Raw genomic sequence first — 17,007 nt, 5'->3', positions numbered from 1 at the left:
AGGCCGCCCCGCCGCTCCGGACCACTCCGCTCGCGACGACGGCCTTCGGCGTCAGGACTTCGACTTTTCCGCGATGATCTTGTCGAGATCGGCGACGCTGATCTCGCCGCTGTAGCGCTCGCCGTTGATGAAGAAGGTCGGCGTCGAATTGATGCCGAACTTCTCCGCCGCGCGGTCGCGCACCTTGTTCACATTCTCGTAGAGCAGCTCGTCCTTCAGCGTCGCCTCGAAGGCCTGCTGGCCGAGGCCGGTGAACTTCAGCACGCCGGCGAGGCCGTCGAGCGGCTTTTCGACGAAGGCCCAGTTCTTCTGCTGGGCGAACAAGAGGTCGATCACCGCGTCGCGCTTGTCGCCGGCGTTGCGGGCGAGCATGAAGGCCGCCGTCGCCAGCGGGTCGAGCGGAAACTCGCGCAGGATGAATTTCACCTTGCCGGCGTCGATGTAGTTCTTCTTCAGCGTCGGATAGACGTCGCGATGGAAGGCGGCGCAATGGCTGCAGGTCATCGACGCATATTCGACGATTGTAACGGGCGCGTCGGCTTTGCCCTCGACGACGTCGGGCAGCGCGTTCGGCGCCATCAGCTCCTCGACCGAGACCTTTCCGCTGCCGGCTTTCTCGGCCGCGGCCGGAAGGACGGAGCCGATCAGCGCCGAAGCCGCGACGGCGAGCCCGGCGCGACGGGAAATACGAAAGTCGAGAATGGACATGGAGGCTCCATCGGGTCGCGAGACGGCGCGAACATAGATCATTTTCTCGCGCCGGGAAATCAGACCTTCTCGGTCCGAACCAAGTCCAGTCCCCTCGTCCCGAGGCGCCTTTTTGCCGGAGGCAAAAGGCCTCGAAGGACGCTTCAGAAGGCGGCGCATCGGTCCGCCCGCTTCGCGGGCTCCTCGGGGCGAGGGCCGTGTGGACTCGGGCTCGAGGCGCGCGGCGCTCTACCCTCCGATCTCCTCGCGCTTGATCTCCAGTTCCAGCCAGCTCTCCTCCGCGGCGGAGAGCTCCGCCTCCAGTTTCGCGAACAGCTTCGTCGCCTCGGAGAATTTCGCCGGATCGCGCGCATAGAGCGTCGGATCGTCGATGAGCCTCTGCAGCTTCTCCTTCTTGCCGCGCAGCTCCTCCATTCTCGCGGGCAATGTCGCGAGCGCATGCTGCTCGGCGAAGGAGAGACGCGGCTTGGCGGCGGGCTTTTGTTTCGGCGCCGCCTTCGGCTTGTCTTCGGCGCGCGGCGCCGGCGCGGCGTTCCTCGCCCGCACGCCCTCGCCACGCTGCGCCGCCATGTCCGAATAGCCGCCGGCATATTCGATCCAGCGGCCGTTTCCGTCCGACATCAGCACCGAGCTCGCGATGCGATCGAGAAAATCGCGGTCGTGGCTGACGACGATCAGCGTGCCCGGATAATCGGCGAGCATCTCCTCGAGCATGTCGAGCGTCTCGAGATCGAGGTCGTTGGTCGGTTCGTCCAGCGCCAGCAGATTGGACGGCAAGGCGAGCGCGCGCGCGAGCAGCAGCCGGCCGCGCTCGCCGCCGGAGAGCCGGCCGATCGGCGTGCGCGCCTGCTCGGGCCCGAATAGGAAGTCCTTCATATAGCCGACGACATGCTTGCGCTCGCCGTTGATCTCGATGAAGTCGGAGCCGCCGCCGGTGAGCGCGTCCTTCAGCGTCGTCTGCGGATCGAGGCTCGCGCGGCTCTGATCGAGCGTCGCCATGGCGAGCGCGGCGCCGAGCTTCACCGAGCCGCGATCGGGCGCGAGGACGCCGGTCAGGAGCTTCACCAAAGTCGTCTTGCCGGCGCCATTGGCGCCGACGATTCCGAGCCGGTCGCCGCGCATCACGCGCGTCGAAAAATTCTCGACGATGACGCGCTCGCCGAAGGATTTCGAAATGCCGCGCGCCTCGACCACCAGAGCGCCGGAGAGCTGCGCCTCGCTCGCCTCGAGCTTCACATCGCCCTGCGCGCCGACATGGCGCCGCCGCGCCGCGCGCAGCTCGACGAGGCCGGCGAGCCGCTTCTGATTGCGCTTGCGCCGTCCGGTCACGCCATGACGCAACCAATGCTCTTCCTCGACGATCTTGCGATCGAGCTTATGCTGCTGCTTCTCCTCCTCGTCGAGCTCGCGGTCGCGCCAGGCTTCGAACTCCTCGAAGCCGCGCGAGAGCGCGCGCGTGCGTCCGCGGTCCAGCCAGACGGTGGAGCGGGTGAGATTTTCGAGAAAGCGGCGGTCGTGGCTGATGACGACGATCGCCGATCGCAGCGCCGAAAGCCGCTCCTCGAGCCAGAGGATGGCGGGCAGATCGAGATGATTGGTCGGCTCGTCGAGCAGCAGGATGTCGGGCTCCGGCGCGAGCGCGCGGGCGAGCGCGGCGCGCCGCCCCTCCCCGCCCGAGAGATTGCGGGGACTCTCATCGCCGGTGAGGCCGAGCTCGATCAGCATGGCTTTCGCCACATGCGGATCGTCGGTGGGCCCGAGCCCATCGACGACATAATCGAGCGTCGTCGCGAAGCCCGAGAGGTCCGGCTCCTGCGGCAGATAGCGCAGGCTCGCGCCGGGCTGCAGGAAGCGCGTTCCGCCATCCGCCTCCACTTCCCCGGCGGCGATCTTCAGCAGCGTCGATTTGCCCGAGCCGTTGCGGCCGACGAGGCACAGCCGCTCGCCCGGCGCGACGGCGAGATCGGCCGCTTCGAGCAGCGGCTCGCCGCCGAGCGTGAGCGCTATCGATTGAAGCGACAGGAGCGGAGGAGCGGCCATGAGTCCTTGGCGTTGGAAGAGCGAGGCCGAGAGCGGGCCCTTCGGCAGGGCCGTGTTTTATATGATGTGCCCGCAAACGCCAGCGGCGGCGATGGCGGTCGTGTCGCGGCGGATTTTTCGCACGCGGTCGCACCGGTCATAAACCGCGCTTATGCGCCTGCGCCCCCTGCAAATTGGAGATCAGCAAGGACGAGGGCGGATGCTGGCTTGTCGTCGACCTCGCTGATCGATTACGAATTCAGAAAATCTCGCCGCCTGAAATGACGATACAACTCCCCGCCCGCCGTCGCCTACTAGGCATGACAACGAAAAAAGAAAGCGTGTTCATGAGATTATTGCACATCCTCCTTTACGCCGCGATCTCTTCGTTCGTTTGTGCGCCCGCTTGCGCCGAGCCGGCAATGAAGCCTTTCGTCGCTCTCGGCCCGACAAACCGCCTCCACACGATCCGGTACAAAGCCGCGACGCCGACGACTGCGGAAATTGTTGCTTATGTCAATAGCGTGGCGCAGGCGATTCAGGCCAGAGCGATCGGCAAGAACCACCGTGGGATTGTGGGGACAGTGAATATCAATACAGCAAAGGGCATATCAGCAATATCAGAGTCACGTCCACGACAAATGTCGAATTGATTCGCTTCACGAAGCGACTGTTGTCGAGTGCTACCGTGCCGCCGTGGCCGTACGGAAACACTTTCCAGACCAGACAAACGTTGCGATTTGTCGATTTTTAGCTGAAACCAATGTCATACTTGTCGTGGCCTCTGCTGGCGAATAGTCGGAAACATATCAGGCGTACGACGCCCGGCTCCGGACGGACGGCGCCGAAAGTTTCCGGGCGACCGCGACGAGCCCCTCACCGCGCCTCCGCCAGCGCCGCCCCCGCGCGCAAAAATCGCGTCGGATCGACCGGCTCGCCGTCGATCCTGACCTCGTAATGCAGATGCGGCCCGGTGGAGCGCCCGGTCGAGCCGATGCGGCCGACGACGGCGCCCGCCTCCAGCGGCTGGCCGACGCTCGCCAGAATGGCGGAGAGATGCGCATAGCGGGTGACGAAGCCGGAGCCGTGGTCGACCTCGACCATCTGCCCATAGCCGCCGCTCGACCCGGCGAAGACAACGACGCCCGCCGCCGTCGCGCGGACGCTCGCGCCATAATCGTCGCGCAGATCGACGCCCGTATGCAGCGCCGGGCGCCCGAGGAAGGGATCGGTGCGATAGCCGAAGGTCGAGGTGAGATCGAGCTCGCCCGCGAGCGGCTTGCGCAGAGGGACGCTCGGCAACGCCTTGCGCAGGCCGTCGAGCGCCGCCGCCGCGTCCTGGGCGGCGAACAGCTCGCGCTCGAACAAGAGATCGCTGCTCCGCCGCTCCACAGGCACATAGGGGCCGCCGACGAAGGCGGGCGCCGCCTTGCGGACGAAGCGCTCGGCCGAAAGGCCGGCGGCGTCGAAAGCGCCGCGCAGCCGCCGCGCGGCGGCGCGCATCGGCTCGACGAGCCGCGCGACTTTGGCCGTCTGCTCGCGCTCGATCCGGTCCATCGAGGCGGAGACGCGCTCGATGCGATCCGGCAGCGGCTCGCCCGCGTCCGGCGGGGGAAGGAGCGCGGCCGCGTCCATGCCTTTCTTCGGCGGCGGAAGGGCGGCGGCGCGCCTCTCCTCCTCATGGCCGAGGCGCAGCTCCATGCCGACGGGCTCGGGCTTGTCGACGACGGCGAAGGCGGCGGGACGCTCCGCGCTCTGGCCGGCATAGGCGCGCGCGGCGGGCGGCGGCGAGACGGCGGAACGGGGGCCGGGCGCGGACGGAATGAGCTTGTCCTCGCCGGCGACGCCTTCGACGAGCCGCGCGACGACGGCGGCGCGGGTCTCAAGCTTCGCCTGACGCAGCACGAGCGCGCGCAGCTTGCTCTCGACGTCGTCCTGATCGGCGAATTGGCGGCTGGTCGCCTGATCGAGCCTGAGACGCAGCGCCGCGAGACGATCCTCGTAAGCATAGCGCATCTGCGCCTGGCGGTCGCCGAGATCGGCGAGCATGTCGTCGCGAAAGGCGAAATAAGCAGCGGCGCAGGGAAGGATGATGAACGCCGCGACGAGGACGACGCCGAGGGCGATCGCGCCGCCTGCGCCGAGCTCGATTCGCCTGCGGCGGGAGCCGAGCGACAGGTCGAAAGCGAGCGGGACGGATCGGGACAGTTGGTCGTGGTCTCGCATTTGCGCTGTTCCGGCCGGGCTCATTCCGGCGCATCGATCGATCCCGGCGCGGGGCTTCGGGGCGAATAGACGGCATTAAGGTTAACGCCGTGCAAACGGCCGGCCTCGGGGCAAGACGGAAGAGACGCACGTCTCACCACCCATCAAAAAATCTCTTGCCCTGAGGAATCCCGATGTGATTCGCGGAATCCGCCTTTGCTTCGGCGGAGACAGGTGGATGCGCGGGGCGCAAATCGCGACGGCGATCGGCAAGGAGCTCTCGGCGCGGCTTCCTTCGGCAGGACAAGAAGCAGCGCGAGGGATTGTCACTGCTGATCGTGACGGCTTTGCAGGTGCGCAGCGTCGATCTGAACGAGCTGGCGGCGGTGCTCCTTCGCGCCCTTCTCCTGATAGGAGCGGTGCGAGATCTTGCCGTCGATGGCGATGACCTCGGCCGGCGTCTTGGTCAATGCCGAGCCACGAGACGAAGTGGATATGCTCGACATCAAAGGCGCGATCGTCTCCGTCGACGCCGTGGAGACGCAGAAGGCCATCGCCGCGCGCATCGTCGAGAAGGGCGCGGACTATGTGCTCGCGCTCAAAGGCAATCAGACGAGCCTGCATGACGACGCAAGGTTGTTCTTCGCCGACCCGGCCTGCGCCGCCACATGCGCGCGCGAGACCGACATCGGCGCGGGCCACGGACGCATCGAGGAGCGCCCGTGCAGCGCCACCGACGCCGCCTGGCTCGCCAAAAGCCACCCGGAGTGGAAGAGCCTGCGCTCTCTCGTGGCGATCACCTCGCGGCGCCTCGACAAGAGAACCGGCGCGGAAAGCGTCGAGACGCGGTTCTATATTTCGTCGTTCGAGCCGGACCTGCAAGCTCTCTCGGCCGCAGTGCGCGCCCACTGGGCGATCGAGAACAACCTCCATTGGACGATGGACGTGATCTTCGACGAGGACCGCTGCCGCACGCGCAAGGATCATTCGCCCGTGAACTTCGCCGTGATCCGACACGCCGCCTTCAACATCCTCGAGGCCGACAAGACCAAGGGCTCCATGCGCCGAAAGCGCTGCGCGCCTGCGTCGACCCCACTTGCCGCACAACCTTGTTCGCCGCTTAACGATTTAGGATTGCGCACTGGTCTGCGGCCAGGGGAATCGGGTGAAGGATTTCAGGCTGCGACGAGGCTTGCGAGGAAGTCGTCGTCCCAGGCGGCGGTCATGCGCTTGAGGCGCCTCTTGAACCGCCCCGGGTTTGCCGGAGGCCGTTTTGTTTGAGCCACGCCGCCATGGCGTGCTCTTTGATCTGCGCATAGTAGCGCGCTTCGGCTTCGGCCGGGGGGATGTTTCCGATCGGCTCCAGCAGTCTCTTGTTGTTGAACCAGTCCACCCATTCGAGCGTGGCGAACTCGACCTGCTCGAGGCTGCGCCACGGTCCGCATCGCCAGATCACCTCGGCCTTGTAGAGCCCGTTGATCGTTTCGGCGAGCGCATTGTCGTAAGAGTCGCCGACGCTGCCGACGGCCGGCTCGACGCCAGCGTCGGCGAGGCGCTCCGTGTATTTTATAGAGACATATTGCACGCCTCGGTCCGAGTGATGCACGAGACCGCCGCGAACAGGCCGGCGATCATGCAGCGCCTGTTCGAGCGCGTCGAACACGAAGGGCGTCTTCGCCGAACGCGAGACGCGCCAGCCGACGATCCGCCGAGCAAAGACATCGATGACGAAGGCCACATAGACAAAGCCCTGCCAGGTCGCGACATAGGTGAAGTCCGCCACCCACAGCCGGTTCGGCCGATCCGCCGCAAACTGCCGGTTCACCTTGTCTTGCGGGCAAAGCGTCTTCTTGTCGCTCACCGTCGTCTTGATCGCCTTGCCGCGCACGACGCCCTGCAAGCCCATGCGCCGCATCAGCCGCTCCACCGTGCAGCGCGCGACATCCTCGCCCTCGCGCCGCAATTGCCGCCACACCTTTCGGGCGCCGTAGACCGAAAAATTCTCCGCGAAAACGCGGCGGATCTTCTCGGTGAGCCCGGCGTCGCGCCGCGCCCGCACTGAGCGCTTCGAGGGATCACGCCGCTGCGCCGCAGCATGCGTCCGATAGCTGGACGGGGCGATCGGCAAGACCTCGCAGATCGGCTCGACCCCGTAGCTGTCGCGGTTCTCGTCGATGAAGGCGATCATGGCTTCGACCGGCGGTCGAGCTCCGCCTGGGCAAAATAGGCCGACGCCTTGCGCAAAATCTCGTTGGCCTGCCGGAGTTCGCGGTTCTCCCGCTCCAGCGCCTTTAAGCGCGCCCCTTCGTCGGTCGTCAGACCGGCGCGCGATCCGGCGTCGCGCTCCCCTTGCCGGACCCACTGCGCAGCGTCTCCCCGGTGCAGCCGAACTTCGAGGCGATCGAGTTCAGCGCCGCCCATTCCGACGGATATTCGCCGCGATGCTCCTGAACCATCCGCACCGCCCGTTCGCGGACCTCAGATGAAAATTTGTTCGTCGTCTTCTTTGCTTCCATGACCTCAGTCTCTCAAGAGTTGGGGCCTCCGGCATACCCGGGGCGGTTCAAGCGGCCATGGGGCGCACCGCCCGCGCCATCCGCGCCCTACAGCTCGAAACCGAACTGCGCACCGATCCGCAGCGCCGCGCCGATCGCTTCGTGGAACGCTGGCGGGAACTCGGCCAGACCAGCCAACGCCAGTATCAGGCGGCCGACATGTCCGGCTACAAGGCCACGCGATCGGCGATGGGCGACATGGCGCAGAGCCTCGAACGCGATCCGCAGCTCGAATCGGTCCTCGCCGGCCGCAAGCGAGACCTCGGCATCGGGGTCGAATCGGGCCGCCGACTCGGATTGGAACTCGCCTTCAGTCAAGGCATCAACCTCGGTAGAGGCCGGAACATCGGACTTTGACCCCGCCTATTTTCCGCCGCCGGCGCGCCACGCTGCGACGGCGCGTAAAACCCTCTTGCACGGCGATAAATCCTTGTCCTGTCTGGCTCGGGAGCAGTCAGACAAAGCCTGCAGAAGTCGAGGCAACCGTGCGCCAACCAGACCGTATCATCCGCCTGAGAACCGTCCTCACTCGGACCGGCCTTTCCCGGTCCACCATTTACCGAAAGATCGCCGAGGGCACCTTCCCCGCACAGATCAAAATCAGCGCCAACGGCGCGGGCTGGCATGAATCCGAAATCGACCGCTGGGTCGCCAACCCCCTTTCGTGGCGGCCGGTGGAAGAGGTCGATGATGGTCAGTGAGGCCAGCGCGCCCTTACATTCAGTGCACGATCAGCGAGGTCTTTCGTCAAGGCGTTCGTTTCAATTTTTCAATGCAGTCTGACCATGCCCGCATCAGCTCGATTCGTTCTGGCCAATAGCTCGCCCGGTTGTAGGCGCGCCGGATTTCGTTCTGATCCTGATGCCCGAGCGCGGCCTCGATCACGTCGGACCGGAAACCCCGTTCGTTCAATATCGAGCTTGCAGCCGCCCGAAAGCCGTGCGCGGTCATCTCATCCTGTGTAAAGCCCATGCGCCGCAGCGCGGCATTCATGGCGTTCTCCGACAGGGGGCGGGCATTGGAGCGGATAGAAGGGAACACGAGCGTGCTCCTGCCGGCGACCTCTTTCACCTCGCGCAGCACATCGAGCGCTTGTCGCGAGAGCGGCACGTCATGTGGCCGGCGAACCTTGGTGCGGGCGCCGTCGATGCGCCAGATTGCCTCCTCCGCGTCGATTTCCGCCCATGTGGCGCCGCGGACCTCGCCGGGGCGGGCGAACGTCAGCGCGGTGAATTGAAGAGCGCACCGGAGAGTCGGCCAGCCGTCATAGGCGTCTATGGCCACCAAAAGCGCACCGAGATGCTTCTCGTCGGTGATTGCTGCCCGATGCTGCACCTTCGGCGCCATCAGGGCGCCGCGCAGCAGGAGAGTCGGATCGTCCTTGGCCCGCAGCGTAGCGACAGCCAGCCGGAAGACGGTGCCGATCAGGCTACGCAGCCGCCGCGCCGTCTCCCGGCGCCCGCTGCGTTCGATCCGTTGCAGCAACGCGAGGATTTCCGCCGGGGTGATATCCGCGATTGGTCGGGCGCCAAGGTCGGGGCCGGCAAGATCGACGAGCAGCCACCGGTTCTTCGTGATGGTGGACGCGGCGGCGCCCTCGTCCTCGATGCGTTGCAGATATTCCTCGGCCACGCCCCCGAAGGTGTTCGTCGCCGAGATGACGGCGGTCAGTTTCGCAGCCTTCTTGTTGGCCCCAGGATCGACTCCCGAGGCCAACAGCTTCTTGGCTTCGTCGCGCAGCCGCCGCGCCTCGACGAGGGGAACGGAGGGATAGGCGCCGTGGGAGAGCTTCTTCTGCTTACCGCTGAACCGGTATGCCTGGTTCCAGAGCCGCGCGCCGCTCGGCTTCACAAGGAGGTAGAGCCCGCCGCCGTCGGAGAGCTTGTATTCCGTCTCCCGGCCCTTGGCGGCGCGGCACGCTGTATCTGTCAGGGGCATTGACGCCTCCCGGCTGTTGGCCTCGGGCCAGCAGATACCAGGGCGAGGCCAACATCAAGGCCAACAAATTCATGAGATCGGGCGATATCCGAAGATGCCGATTGAGACGGCGGAAGGCGTCATGAGCTGAAATTCTATAATAGTCTCAAGGTGCTATGAGGCTGGCTGAGACGTTCTGGGATACCGGGAGCTTAGGGTAATGGTGCCCAGGGGCGGAATCGAACCACCGACACTGCGATTTTCAGTCGCATGCTCTACCAACTGAGCTACCTGGGCGTCGGCGCCGCGGGGACGCCAGAGTGCGGCCTTATAGAAAGGGCGATCGCCCTTGTCCAGTCCCGCGCGCGAGATTTCGATCGGTTCCGCAGCCCTCGATGGCGTCGAAGAGTCCGGGATCGGCAGAATCTCGATTCTCTCCCCGATCAGCGCCTGCGCCTCGCTCTGAACCAGCGCTCGAAACCTGTGTCGGGCGCTCGAACGAACAGCGGATCACGACGCCTGCTCGCTCGCCGCCAGCAGAGGGTCGAGCTCGCCGGCCGACTCCAGCGCATAGAGATCGTCGCAGCCGCCGATGGGCCGCCCGTCGATGAAAATCTGCGGAACGGTGCTGCGCCCTTCCGCGAGCCGGCTCATCTCGGCGCGCTTGGCCGGCTCGCCCTCCACGGAGATCTCCTCATAGTCGACCTTCTTCAGCTCGAGCAGCTGCTTGGCCGCGCGGCAATAGGGGCAGGTCGAGGTAGTGTAGATGACGATCTGCGGCATGACGGTTCCGTGACCTCCCGCGTTCTTATAAGCGCTGCAGGCGTGATTTCAACGCCGTTCGGGTCATGCGGCGTCGACGACGCGCGCGAACACCAGCACATCGACACGCGCCGCCCGCGCCCTCAGCAAGACGCGGGCCGCGGCGTTGGCGGTGGCGCCGGTGGTGAGCACGTCGTCGACCAGCACGATGTTTCGGCCGTGGACGGCGGCGGCCTTCTCCTGGTTCAGCCGGAAGGCCCCCTGCATATTGACGGCGCGCTGCGTGCGCGACAGGCCGACCTGCGGCGGCGTCGGCTTAATGCGTTCCAGCGCCGAGGTCTCGACCGGCACCGCGCTCTCGCGCGAGACGACCCGCGCCAGCGCCGCCGATTGATTGAACCGGCGCGAGGCGAGCCGCAGCCGGTGCAGCGGAACGGGGACGAGAAGATCCGCCTCCGCGAGCAGTTCCGCGCCGGCCCGCGCCATCCATCGTCCGATCGGTTCGGCCAGCTCCAGGCGGTCGTAATATTTCAGCCGATGCGTGAGGCTGCGCGCCTTGTCGCTGTCGAAGCGGGCGACGGCGCGCGCCCGCGCGAACACCGGCGGATCGGCGCTGGCCGAGAGCGAGATCGCGCCGGCGCCGAGGTCGCGGTCGAAGGGAAGGCCGAGCCGCTCGCAGAAGGGCCGTTCGATGAAGCCCATCTCGCCCCAGCAGGCTGGGCACAGCGCGTCATGGCTCGCCACCGCCTCGCGGCAGACGAGGCACACGGGCGGATAGACGATATCGAGCAGCGCGCGGCCCGCCGAGCGAAGAAGGGCGGAGAGCCGCATCACGCGGAAGCGCCCAGGCCGCGCGCGGCGGGCGTAGCAGAGAAGAATCGCAGGACCACAACGCGATGCCGCAGAGCGTTCGCAGCGAATGTTACGCTCATGACGTCTTTTCCGGCGCGAGGGCGTCAGCCCAGCAGCCCCGCCTTTTTCGGCGCGAGCGGATTGTCGGCGAGGGCGGCGGCGTCGGGCGCGCCCGGCGCCGGAACGCCCGCCACGGCGGCATAGAGCCTCGAGACGAAGCTCTCGTCGAGATCCTTGACGATGAAGACGAGGCGCGTGCGGCGGTCGCTGTCCGGCCAGCCCGCCAAGCGATGCGGAGGATGGAACATGTGCTGCACGCCGTGAACGACGACGGGCCGCTCGCAATCATCGGTCAGACCGATGATTCCCTTCACGCGCAGGAGATTGGGGCCATGCGCCTGGCGCAGGATTTCGACGAACATGTCGAAAGCCTGCGGCGAGAGCGGCGTCTCGCTCGCGACGCAGAAGGCGCGGATGTGATCGTCGTGGCGATTCACATCGCCATGGGCGTGCTCGCGATGATGATTGTGATGATGGTCGTGATCGTGACGATGGTCGCGTTCACGCGCGGCCGCCACCGCCTCGTCATTGAGCCAACGCGCGACCTGCGGAATTTTCCCCGACGCGTCATAAAGCCCACAGTCGAGCAGCGCGGCCGCGGTCGCCTCGCCGCGCGCGGCGACGAGACGGCGCGCAGCCGGATTGAGCCGCGCCAGACGTTCGTCGAGCGCAGCGAGACGCGCCTCTCCCTCGAGCGTGTCGGTCTTGGTGATCACCAGCCTGTCGGCGACCGCGGCCTGCTTGACCGCCTCCTCATGCGCGTCGAGCGTCGCCTCGCCATTGACCGCATCGACGAGCGTCGCCACCCCGTCCAGCCGATAGCGCAGGATCAGGTAAGGATGGGACATGATCGTGTGGAGGATCGGCGCCGGATCGGCGAGGCCGGTCGTCTCCAGCACGATACGCCGGAAGGGACGGATGCGGCCGTTGTCGAGCTTGCGCAGCGCGTCCTCGAGCGCTGCGACGAGATCGCCGCGGATCGTGCAGCAGACGCAACCCGAGCTCATCACGATCATGTCGCCCTCGACAGTCTCGACGAGCAGATGATCGATGCCGACCTCGCCGAACTCGTTGATGAGCACGAGCGTGTCGGCGAACTCCGGCGCGGCGAGCAGGCGGTTGAGCAGCGTCGTCTTACCGGCGCCGAGGAAGCCGGTGAGGATGGTGAGCGGAATGGGCGGCGGCGGCCGGCGCTCGCGTGGGGAGGTCATCGATCGGTTTTCTTCGGCTCATTGTCGCCGACCGCCCGCTTGTCGGCCTTGGTTGCGACGGATTTCGAGGATCGCGCCTTGGCCGCCGGCGCGTGCGCCTTGCCGGCGGGTCCTTTGGCATGGGCGACAGCCTTGAGTCCGGCGGGGCGGCGCAGCGACAGCGCGTCCGGCGCGGGCCGGCCGATCGGCGAAGGGCGGACCGCCGGCTTCTCGGGCGCGAAGGCGGTGACGGTCGAGGGCGAGCCGACCGGCGAGCCCGGGTCGCGCGGGCCGGCGACCGGGCCCGCATAGCCCGGCTCGCGACCGAGGCGCACGGGCGTCGGCTCGAAGCGCGGCCGCGGCAATTGCGCGATGGTCTTCACATCGACCGCCTCGGTCGCGCCGTTCTCGTGCGGGATGGCGATCGTCATGTCCTCGACTTCGGCCATGAACTCCGCGCTGGCTCTGCCGCGATGGCGGCAGACGCTGTCGCGCATATCGGGCGCCGCCGCGACGCCGAAGGTCGGCAGCGAAACGAGCGAGCCCGAGGGCGAGCCGGTCTGGAAGGCGCGATCGAGAATCGAGGCCGCCTTGGCCGTGCGCGCCGCCGCCGAGGGCGCGCCGAGCACGACGGCGATGAGCTTCTGCCCGCCATGGGTGGCGCTCGCCACCAGATTATAGCCGGCCGGACAAGTGAAGCCGGTCTTCATGCCGTCGGCGCCCGGATAGCGGCCGAGCAGGCCGTTGTGGGTCGGGTGAATCTGGCTACCGAACTTCATCGCCCCGATGTTGTAGAAGGCGGCCGATTCCGGAAATTCGACGAGCAGCGCGCGGCCGAGAATGGCGAGATCGCGCGCCGAGGTGACCTGCCGCTCGTCCGGCAGGCCGTTGGGATTGACCCAATAGGATTCGCGCATGCCGAGCCTGGCCGAGGCGCGATTCATCTCGTCCGCGAAGGCCTCGACCGAGCCGGAAACGCCCTCGGCGATGGTGACGGCGACGTCATTGGCCGATTTCACCATCAGCATGACGAGGGCGTTGCGCAGCGTCACCTCGGAGCCCGGCGGGAAGCCCATCTTGGAGGGCGCCATGGACACGGCGCGCGGCGAGACGACGAGCGGCGTCTCATAGGAGATGCGGCCGGCGCGCACGGCGTCGAGCGCCACATAGACGGTCATGAGCTTGGTGAGCGACGCGGGATACCAGGACTGCGTCGCCTGATCCTGCTCGAGGATCTGTCCCGAGGCCACGTCGATCACCACCGACGGCGCCGCCTGCGCCGCTGTGGCGGCGACCGAAGCGCAAAGGACGAATATGAAACGGCGGGTCTCTCTCGCGTGCATGTCATCCCCTGCCCGGCTCCGAGCTTGAGCCCGGCTGGCCGCAGTGCGGATCGAACCATAATCCCGATCCCGGAATGGTCCAAATAGGAACGAAATGTGGCGCGACGCACGGCGCGGGAGGCGGCGCGGGCGAAGGATCGCTAGTTATCGACAAGGGTTATTACGTTCGAGGCGTCGAATTGTCGCGATCGCGGAGCGGCGGCGGCTCGGCCGCGTTCCGCGAGCCCGCGGAGGTTCAATGGAAGTAGAACCGCTGCATGAAGGAGCGACAGCGTCTCTCGACGGACTCCGGCGGCGGCGGCAGTTTCAGCGAGGTGACCACGCTGGCGGCGACGAGGGCCTGAGCATTGCTGTCATATTTTTCGAAAGCAATTTTTGAGATGCGCCCGGCATAATCGACATCGAATTGAATGAACACCCGCCCGGGTCCGAGATTGAGCCTGGGCGTGCGCTCGCGAAGCTGGCGGGCCACGATCGCCCTCCATTGTTTCTCCTCCGGCGAGGTCCCGCACTGCACGGGCTGTTCCGGCCCGCCGAAGCCTTCGAACAGCGACTGCGCGAGGGAAGAGCTGGAAATTCCGATGAGACACGATGCAATGACTGCCGCTTTCATGATGCGATCCTCGGAATCGGCGGTTTTGATAACGTGTCGAAAGAACGATAGGCGCGCGCTTTCCTACCGTATTATCAGAGCCGAGCAGCGGGTGTCCAGAGCTTGACGATACCACGGGGGCGCACTCGGGAAACCCGGCCATTGTTTCCATCGGCGTCGTCACGCGCTGCTCGGCTCCGCCGAGGCCGTCGGCAGACCGGCTCCTCGCCAGATCGAGCGGACGTTCATGAAAGCTCCGATCGGCGTAACTCTCTCGCTTCGCCGCCGCCCCTATTGCGCAGCGACGCGATGCTGGTGTGATCGAGAATGAGGGCGATGACTCACGAACATCCGGCGTGATGTCGTGGACGGCGCAAGCGTCCCTCGTCGGAGCAATCGGCGCAGCGCCGATAGGCCGTCTTGCTGGCGCAGGCAATGGGCGCCAAGAATACGAATACCCGTCCGACGGGCGCGTCGGCAAATAGCCGCCCGTGCTTCCTCTTTGCTGTTGATTATTCCAGCGTTTCCGAGCTCGACGAGAATTGCGTCGAGAAATTTTCTCGGAATGTTGTTGTTTCTCGCGATATCCCCTGCGAGACTCCGGTCTTCGGCGCCCGCGAGGCGCATGAGCGCTTTCAGATCATATTTTGCTTTGTGCGACAGCATGACGGGCGATTGGCCTCCTCGACGCCGTGGGCAGCGTCGTCGGAGGCGCAATCTATTCCTATCGCTCGCATCTCCATAGAATCATGGGAGGGACCGTCTGGACGAGGCCGGAGCTCAGCGAGACGCTGCGCTCCTCGCCGCTTCGGACACGAGCGCGACCTTGGAGTAGCCGGCGGCGCTGACGATCCCCATCGCCTCGGCGACCTTGCCGTAGGGAACCGCCTTGTCGGCCCTGAGGTGGACGCGACGGTCCTTGTTGCGGCTGCTCGCCTCTTCGAGCAGAGCGAGGAGGCCGTCATTATTGCCGGCTTCGCGCTTGTCGACGAAGAACACGCCATTGGCGTCGACGCTCACGACGATCGGCGGCTGCTGGTCGTCGAGCTGCTTGGCCTGCGTCTTCGGCAGATCGACGGGAACACCAGAGGTCATCAGCGGCGCGGCCACCATGAAGACGATGAGCAGAACGAGCATCACATCGACGAGCGGCGTGACATTGATGTCCGCGATCGGCGCGGGATCGAACTCGGAATCGTGCTTACGCAGCGCGAAGGCCATTGCGGTCTCCCTTGCGCGAGAGTTGACGGGACAGCTCCACTTCGAAGACGCCGATGAAGGAGGTGAGGCGCTTGCCATAGGCGCCGATGTCGCCGCTGATGCGATTGTAGAAGATCACGGCCGGGATGGCGGCGACGAGTCCGAGCGCCGTGGCGAACAAGGCTTCGGCGATGCCCGGCGCGACGACCGCGAGGCTGGTGTTGTTCGAGGCGGCAATTCCCTGGAACGAGTTCATGATGCCCCAGACGGTTCCGAACAGGCCGACGAAGGGAGCGACCGAGCCGATCGTCGCGAGACCCTGCAGCCGCGCCTGAAGATGATCGAGCGCATTGGCGGCGGCGAGCTGGCCGACGCGATGCACACGCTCCTGCAGCGCGTCGCGCTGCGCCTCGGTCTGCTGTAGGTCGGACGATCGGGAATGCTCGTCGACCATGGCGCGATAGACCTGCACCAGAGGATCTTGCGGCGACGCGGCGCCGAAGGTCTCCGCGACGCTCGCGACCGGCAGGCCCTCTTGGATGCTCTCGACGAGCCGCGCCGCGCGGCGATGCAGCACGCCGAGACGGATGAGCTTTTCCGCGATCACGGTCCAGCCCCAGGCGGAGGCGACGATGAGCAGCACGATGACGGTCTTCACGATCGGATCGGCTTGCAGGAACAATTCGACCGGCGTCAGGCTGTGCGCGAGAGCGGTCGATGCGGAAGCGGCGTCACTCATGAATTGCGACCTTTCGGGTTGGAGTGGCGAATTTCTGCTAGGGACTGAAGGTCAGGGAGCCGGGCAGGCTGACTGTCTTGCCCGGGGCCGGCACGGAGGCGCAGCGTGCGCCGAGACGATTGGCGATGGCGTCGAAGACGGCGTTTCCGGACGGCGTGATCGAAAAGGAGAGGAGCGAGCCCGAGGCGCTGAACGTCACGCGATAGCCGACGCGGGCCGTGCGCGGCGCCTGGGAGTCGGGATAGGCGTTGGACGCTGCGCGCTGCATGCAGCCATGGAAATGGTTGGCGATCGCGGAGGGCGTGGCGCCGGGAGACGCCGCCGGAGCGCGGGCCGCGGGAAGCGCAGGCGCGGGACGAGGCTCTTGCCGGGGGCGCTCCTTCTCGACTTTCGGCTTCGGCTTTTCGACCGGCTTCGGCGGCGGCGGCTTGACCTCCGGCAGCGGAGCGAGCGCTTCCGGCTCCGGGGGAGGAGGCTCTGGAAGGTCGGGCTCGTCCGGCGGCGGCGGCTCGTCGGGCGGCGGATCTTCGACAGGCATGGGCGCGAGCTCGATGACGTTCTCTTCCTCGACCGGATTGTCGACCGCTCTGAAGCCGAGCGTGACGACCGCGACGAGAGCCGCCGCATAGAGTCCCACCGCTACGCCGCGCGCGACATAATTGGGACGCGGCGCGTCGGGCTGCAGCAGACCCTGCACGCCGGACGCAGGTTGGCCGATCGTCGGTTCTTCGAATGTTGGAGCGTATCTGGATGCGGTCGCTAACGACATTGGCCCACCCTCATTGCGAATATATCTTCATTAAACATTATAATTCCTATCGACGCAATATGAAAATAGCCGATTTCCCCCGCATGAGCAGCAACG

At 66.2% G+C, this 17,007-nt stretch carries 17 protein-coding genes, 1 tRNA gene, 2 pseudogenes and 1 other annotated feature; of the genes and pseudogenes, 4 read left to right on the top strand and 16 right to left on the bottom strand.

Annotation, left to right across the window (positions count from 1 at the left end):
• Positions 1-51: 51 nt before the first annotated feature.
• Together AC6IW9_RS13895 and AC6IW9_RS13890 are read right to left on the bottom strand one after the other, a co-directional pair.
• Entirely contained in the window at positions 52-708 is a 657-nt protein-coding gene (locus AC6IW9_RS13895; RefSeq protein ID WP_497764425.1) for a DsbA family protein, read from the bottom strand.
• Between the two features lie 228 nt (positions 709-936).
• Complete coding sequence (locus AC6IW9_RS13890; RefSeq protein WP_497764423.1) at positions 937-2,748, bottom strand: ABC-F family ATP-binding cassette domain-containing protein; 1,812 nt, start codon at positions 2,746-2,748, stop codon at positions 937-939.
• Between the two features lie 173 nt (positions 2,749-2,921).
• On the opposite strand from AC6IW9_RS13890, the gene AC6IW9_RS13885 reads away from it, so the two are divergent.
• Positions 2,922-3,380 (top strand): hypothetical protein, encoded by a 459-nt coding sequence (locus tag AC6IW9_RS13885; protein ID WP_497764421.1) that lies wholly within the window; start codon positions 2,922-2,924, stop codon positions 3,378-3,380.
• A gap of 223 nt (positions 3,381-3,603) precedes the next feature.
• On the opposite strand, the gene AC6IW9_RS13880 is transcribed toward AC6IW9_RS13885, so the two are convergent.
• A complete protein-coding gene (locus AC6IW9_RS13880) occupies positions 3,604-4,953 on the bottom strand; it encodes a M23 family metallopeptidase (RefSeq protein ID WP_497764417.1) in 1,350 nt (449 codons plus the stop codon).
• A 305-nt stretch (positions 4,954-5,258) separates the two neighbouring features.
• Positions 5,259-5,402: a hypothetical protein gene (locus AC6IW9_RS13875; protein ID WP_497764415.1), complete on the bottom strand. Its 144-nt coding sequence runs from the start codon at positions 5,400-5,402 to the stop codon at positions 5,259-5,261.
• Between the two features lie 25 nt (positions 5,403-5,427).
• Between AC6IW9_RS13875 and AC6IW9_RS13870 the strand changes: the two genes are divergently transcribed.
• On the top strand, positions 5,428-6,213 hold the full coding sequence (locus tag AC6IW9_RS13870; protein ID WP_497764413.1) for an ISAs1 family transposase: 786 nt from the start codon (positions 5,428-5,430) through the stop codon (positions 6,211-6,213).
• Here AC6IW9_RS13870 and AC6IW9_RS13865 read toward each other — a convergent pair.
• A pseudogene (locus AC6IW9_RS13865) lies at positions 6,155-7,448 on the bottom strand (IS3 family transposase). The gene AC6IW9_RS13870 and the pseudogene AC6IW9_RS13865 sit on opposite strands and share 59 nt — an antisense overlap.
• Positions 7,046-7,162 (bottom strand) — a sequence feature (AL1L pseudoknot). It overlaps the preceding pseudogene by 117 nt.
• Positions 7,449-7,490: 42 nt before the next feature.
• On the opposite strand from AC6IW9_RS13865, the pseudogene AC6IW9_RS13860 reads away from it, so the two are divergent.
• Together AC6IW9_RS13860 and AC6IW9_RS13855 are read left to right on the top strand one after the other, a co-directional pair.
• Positions 7,491-7,844: pseudogene (locus AC6IW9_RS13860) on the top strand (Ti-type conjugative transfer relaxase TraA); the annotation flags it as partial.
• 128 nt (positions 7,845-7,972) lie between these two features.
• Complete coding sequence (locus tag AC6IW9_RS13855; protein WP_497764411.1) at positions 7,973-8,188, top strand: helix-turn-helix transcriptional regulator; 216 nt, start codon at positions 7,973-7,975, stop codon at positions 8,186-8,188.
• Between the two features lie 46 nt (positions 8,189-8,234).
• Here AC6IW9_RS13855 and AC6IW9_RS13850 read toward each other — a convergent pair whose 3' ends face one another.
• The 11 genes from AC6IW9_RS13850 to AC6IW9_RS13800 all read right to left on the bottom strand — a co-directional run bounded on the left by AC6IW9_RS13850 (position 8,235) and on the right by AC6IW9_RS13800 (position 16,911).
• Complete coding sequence (locus AC6IW9_RS13850) at positions 8,235-9,425, bottom strand: tyrosine-type recombinase/integrase (protein ID WP_497764409.1); 1,191 nt, start codon at positions 9,423-9,425, stop codon at positions 8,235-8,237.
• 200 nt (positions 9,426-9,625) lie between these two features.
• Positions 9,626-9,701 (bottom strand) — tRNA-Phe (locus AC6IW9_RS13845).
• 213 nt (positions 9,702-9,914) lie between these two features.
• On the bottom strand, positions 9,915-10,187 hold the full coding sequence (gene grxC, locus AC6IW9_RS13840) for a glutaredoxin 3 (RefSeq protein ID WP_497764406.1): 273 nt from the start codon (positions 10,185-10,187) through the stop codon (positions 9,915-9,917).
• 63 nt (positions 10,188-10,250) lie between these two features.
• On the bottom strand, positions 10,251-10,997 hold the full coding sequence (locus AC6IW9_RS13835; protein WP_497772526.1) for a ComF family protein: 747 nt from the start codon (positions 10,995-10,997) through the stop codon (positions 10,251-10,253).
• Between the two features lie 125 nt (positions 10,998-11,122).
• Positions 11,123-12,289, bottom strand: coding sequence for a CobW family GTP-binding protein (locus tag AC6IW9_RS13830; protein WP_497764403.1), 1,167 nt, complete (start codon positions 12,287-12,289; stop codon positions 11,123-11,125).
• The gene (locus tag AC6IW9_RS13825; protein ID WP_497764401.1) at positions 12,286-13,611 is read right to left on the bottom strand and encodes a D-alanyl-D-alanine carboxypeptidase family protein; all 1,326 of its coding nucleotides are present in this window, start codon (positions 13,609-13,611) and stop codon (positions 12,286-12,288) included. Before AC6IW9_RS13825 ends, AC6IW9_RS13830 begins: the two co-directional genes overlap by 4 nt.
• A gap of 235 nt (positions 13,612-13,846) precedes the next feature.
• A complete protein-coding gene (locus AC6IW9_RS13820) occupies positions 13,847-14,224 on the bottom strand; it encodes a hypothetical protein (protein ID WP_497764398.1) in 378 nt (125 codons plus the stop codon).
• A gap of 270 nt (positions 14,225-14,494) precedes the next feature.
• Positions 14,495-14,869: a hypothetical protein gene (locus tag AC6IW9_RS13815; RefSeq protein WP_497764395.1), complete on the bottom strand. Its 375-nt coding sequence runs from the start codon at positions 14,867-14,869 to the stop codon at positions 14,495-14,497.
• 114 nt (positions 14,870-14,983) lie between these two features.
• Positions 14,984-15,424: a protein TolR gene (tolR, locus tag AC6IW9_RS13810; protein ID WP_497764393.1), complete on the bottom strand. Its 441-nt coding sequence runs from the start codon at positions 15,422-15,424 to the stop codon at positions 14,984-14,986.
• Positions 15,405-16,142 carry a MotA/TolQ/ExbB proton channel family protein gene (locus tag AC6IW9_RS13805; protein WP_497764392.1) on the bottom strand — a complete coding sequence of 246 codons (738 nt, stop codon included), beginning with the start codon at positions 16,140-16,142 and terminating at the stop codon, positions 15,405-15,407. Before AC6IW9_RS13805 ends, tolR begins: the two co-directional genes overlap by 20 nt.
• Before the next feature lie 37 nt (positions 16,143-16,179).
• Positions 16,180-16,911 carry a hypothetical protein gene (locus AC6IW9_RS13800; protein ID WP_497764390.1) on the bottom strand — a complete coding sequence of 244 codons (732 nt, stop codon included), beginning with the start codon at positions 16,909-16,911 and terminating at the stop codon, positions 16,180-16,182.
• Positions 16,912-17,007 lie beyond the last annotated feature (96 nt).

This window comes from Methylosinus sp. shoA, from assembly GCF_059718125.1.
Note: the sequence above shows the minus strand (reverse complement) of the source record. Positions and strands in the feature narration are given on the sequence as shown.

Bases quoted from the DNA above. Each gene is read 5' to 3' on its own strand.
- tolR (WP_497764393.1), bottom strand. From the start codon at position 15,424: ATGGCCTTCGCGCTGCGTAAGCACGATTCCGAGTTCGATCCCGCGCCG.
- AC6IW9_RS13850 (WP_497764409.1), bottom strand. From the start codon at position 9,425: ATGCCCCTGACAGATACAGCGTGCCGCGCCGCCAAGGGCCGGGAGACG.
- AC6IW9_RS13805 (WP_497764392.1), bottom strand. From the start codon at position 16,142: ATGAGTGACGCCGCTTCCGCATCGACCGCTCTCGCGCACAGCCTGACG.
- AC6IW9_RS13870 (WP_497764413.1), top strand. From the start codon at position 5,428: ATGCTCGACATCAAAGGCGCGATCGTCTCCGTCGACGCCGTGGAGACG.
- AC6IW9_RS13825 (WP_497764401.1), bottom strand. From the start codon at position 13,611: ATGCACGCGAGAGAGACCCGCCGTTTCATATTCGTCCTTTGCGCTTCG.
- AC6IW9_RS13815 (WP_497764395.1), bottom strand. From the start codon at position 14,869: ATGCTGTCGCACAAAGCAAAATATGATCTGAAAGCGCTCATGCGCCTC.
- AC6IW9_RS13890 (WP_497764423.1), bottom strand. From the start codon at position 2,748: ATGGCCGCTCCTCCGCTCCTGTCGCTTCAATCGATAGCGCTCACGCTC.
- AC6IW9_RS13895 (WP_497764425.1), bottom strand. From the start codon at position 708: ATGTCCATTCTCGACTTTCGTATTTCCCGTCGCGCCGGGCTCGCCGTC.
- AC6IW9_RS13830 (WP_497764403.1), bottom strand. From the start codon at position 12,289: ATGACCTCCCCACGCGAGCGCCGGCCGCCGCCGCCCATTCCGCTCACC.
- AC6IW9_RS13800 (WP_497764390.1), bottom strand. From the start codon at position 16,911: ATGTCGTTAGCGACCGCATCCAGATACGCTCCAACATTCGAAGAACCG.
- AC6IW9_RS13835 (WP_497772526.1), bottom strand. From the start codon at position 10,997: ATGCGGCTCTCCGCCCTTCTTCGCTCGGCGGGCCGCGCGCTGCTCGAT.
- grxC (WP_497764406.1), bottom strand. From the start codon at position 10,187: ATGCCGCAGATCGTCATCTACACTACCTCGACCTGCCCCTATTGCCGC.
- AC6IW9_RS13880 (WP_497764417.1), bottom strand. From the start codon at position 4,953: ATGCGAGACCACGACCAACTGTCCCGATCCGTCCCGCTCGCTTTCGAC.
- AC6IW9_RS13820 (WP_497764398.1), bottom strand. From the start codon at position 14,224: ATGAAAGCGGCAGTCATTGCATCGTGTCTCATCGGAATTTCCAGCTCT.